This window comes from Methanobrevibacter sp., from assembly GCF_045636185.1.
Lineage (GTDB): Archaea > Methanobacteriota > Methanobacteria > Methanobacteriales > Methanobacteriaceae > Methanocatella.
The window spans coordinates 1-2,717 of record NZ_JAZTXC010000006.1 but is presented as its reverse complement, the minus strand read 5'-3'; the positions used below and the strand labels follow the sequence as shown (position 1 = coordinate 2,717).

Sequence of the window (2,717 nt, the reverse complement as noted above, 5' to 3'; positions counted from 1 at the left end):
GGAAAAATTCCTAATTTAATAAAAACAAAATCAGATAAATTAAGATAAAAATCATCTTAATTTAACTTAGAATTTATCTAACTTAGAACTTATCCTAAGTAGTGGTCAGGACCAAATGGTTCTGGGGATAATCCTTTTCTTTCTCTGATTTGTCTGATAATTTGACTTTGCAATTCTCTTGGTAATCTTTCGAAACCAGAGTTTTCAGTAGACCATAAACATCTACCTTGGGTTGCAGATCTGATTTCACCAGCGAAACCAAACATTTCAGCTACAGGTACTTTAGCTTCAACGTTTACCATGTCACCTTCAGTTGGCATATCTACAATTTGACCTCTTCTGTTTAAGATTTCTTTAGTAACTGATCCCATATAGTCAGTAGGAGTGTTAATGAAAACTTTTTGAACAGGTTCAAGTAAAGTAGGGTCAGCCATCATCATACCACCTTTAATAGCGTTACGGATAGCTGGTAAAATTTGAGCAGGTCCTCTGTGAACTGCGTCTTCGTGAAGTTTTGCATCTACAAGAGTGAATTTCATACCCATTGCAATTTCGTTTGCAACTGGACCTTCTTCAAGTGCAGATTCGAAACCTTCAATAACAAGCTCTTTGATCTCATCTAAGTATTGGATACCACGAGTCATGTTGATGAATAAGGATTTGTTGTAAACATCCCATACTCTTCTAGCTTCTTCTTTGTCAAGACCATGCTCAATGAATTTTTGAGCTTCTTCCTTATCTTTGATTTTACCTTCTTTGATGTCACCATTTTGCAATGCTTGGAAGATTGAATCTTCTAAAGGTGCAACTTCAAGGTATAATCTGTTGTGCTTGTTAGGAGATTTACCTTCTACAGGAGCTTTGGTTTTTCCTGCAACAGTTTCTCTGTATACAACAATAGGTTCAGAAGTATTGATGTCTACACCTTTGTTGTTGATTCTTACACCAATAACTTCCAAGTGAAGTTCTCCCATACCGGAAACTAAGTGTTCACCAGTTTCTTCGTTAATGTTAACGTGAATGGTAGGGTCTTCTTTTGCAGTTTGTCTTAATACTTCAATGAGTTTTGGTAAGTCTTTGGTGTTTTTAGCTTCTACAGCTACAGTAACTACTGGTTCAGAGATGTGTTCAATTCCTTCAAATTCCACAATCTTGTTTTCAGGAGAACAGATGGTTTCCCCTGCAGTAGCTCCTTTTGCACCAGTGATGTAAACAATGTTACCAGCAGGAACCTTTTCAGTAGGAACTCTTTCAGGACCGAAGAAAACACCTACTTGTTGTACTCTTGATCTAGCTTGACCTCCGACCAAGAACACTTCAGTACCTTGTTCTACAGTACCACCGTATACTCTACCGGTAGCTACTTCACCAGCGTGCTTGTCTACAGATACATTAGTAACCATTACAGCTAAAGGTCCGTCAGGGCTGGTGTGAATCATGGTTTGACCAGCTTCACTTTCAATGTCTCCATCCCAAATGTTAGGACATCTGTATTGTTGGGAAACTTCAGGAGATGGTAAGTGCTCTACTACCATACCTAATAATACTTCAGCTAAAGGTACTTTTTTAGCTAATTCTTTTTGGTTTTCATCATTACAGTAATCAATGATGTCTTTAAAGTTGATTCCGGTTTCTTGCATCATTGGAATGTTAATAGCCCAGTTGTGGTATGCTGAACCGAATGCTACACTACCGTCATCCACTTTTACAAGCCATTCATCTTTTTTATCTTTAGGAGCCATTTTGCTGATTAATTTGTTAGCTTCATTAATGATTCCAATGAATTTGTTTGCTAATTCTTCTGGTCCTAATTTTACTTCGTTGATTAATCTGTCAACTTTGTTAATGAATAATACTGGTTTAACTTTTTCTCTTAAAGCTTGTCTTAATACAGTTTCAGTTTGAGGCATGATACCTTCTACTGCACATACAACTACTACTGCACCGTCTACAGCTCTCATTGCACGAGTTACGTCTCCACCGAAGTCAACGTGACCAGGAGTATCAATTAAGTTAATAAGATATTCATCATCATGGTATTGGTGCACCATAGATACGTTTGCAGCGTCAATGGTAATACCACGAGCTTGTTCTTGTTCGTCAAAATCTAAGAATCTTTGGTCACCAGCAAGTTCTTCAGAAATCATCCCTGCACCTGCTAAAAGGTTGTCGGATAAAGTAGTTTTACCGTGGTCAATGTGTGCACAGATACCGATGTTTCTGATATTTTCAGGTTGGTACATCAATTCCTTGATTTTTGCAATCATTTTGTCTCGTCTACTCAAAATCATCACCTATAAACATCATGTTTATTATTTTAGTCAATATATCTAAGTCATTTATGTCTTTTAAATTAAAAAAATATAAAGAAATATAAAAATTATGCAGAACCACCAATTAATAGCTAAATGATAATTCCGAATAATCCTATAATTATTAAAGACACTAAAATAGTGTAAAACACTAAAATTAGTGTGCTGCTTTTGCAACTCTTTCTTTTTCTTCTTTTTTCTGGATAGCGAAACTTCTTGTATCTTCTTCAGAAGCAAAGATTAATTCACTAGCTAAACATTCAGCAACAGATCTTTTGTTTTTGAATGCAGCTTGTAAAGTTCCTCTAGTTAAGAATCCTAAAGAAAGGTCTACTCTTCTTTGTGGAGAAATGTCTACAGCTACTTGGTATCCAATACCACCGTATTTAATACGGGTAGTTTCTT

At 36.2% G+C, this 2,717-nt stretch carries 1 protein-coding gene and 1 pseudogene; both read right to left on the bottom strand.

What is annotated here, in order from left to right; genetic code table 11:
- Positions 1–89: 89 nt before the first annotated feature.
- Positions 90–2,285, bottom strand: a complete 2,196-nt coding sequence (locus tag ACKI3Q_RS00620; protein ID WP_407413279.1) for an elongation factor EF-2 — start codon at positions 2,283–2,285, stop codon at positions 90–92.
- A gap of 184 nt (positions 2,286–2,469) precedes the next feature.
- Positions 2,470–2,717: pseudogene (locus ACKI3Q_RS00615) on the bottom strand (30S ribosomal protein S7); the annotation flags it as partial.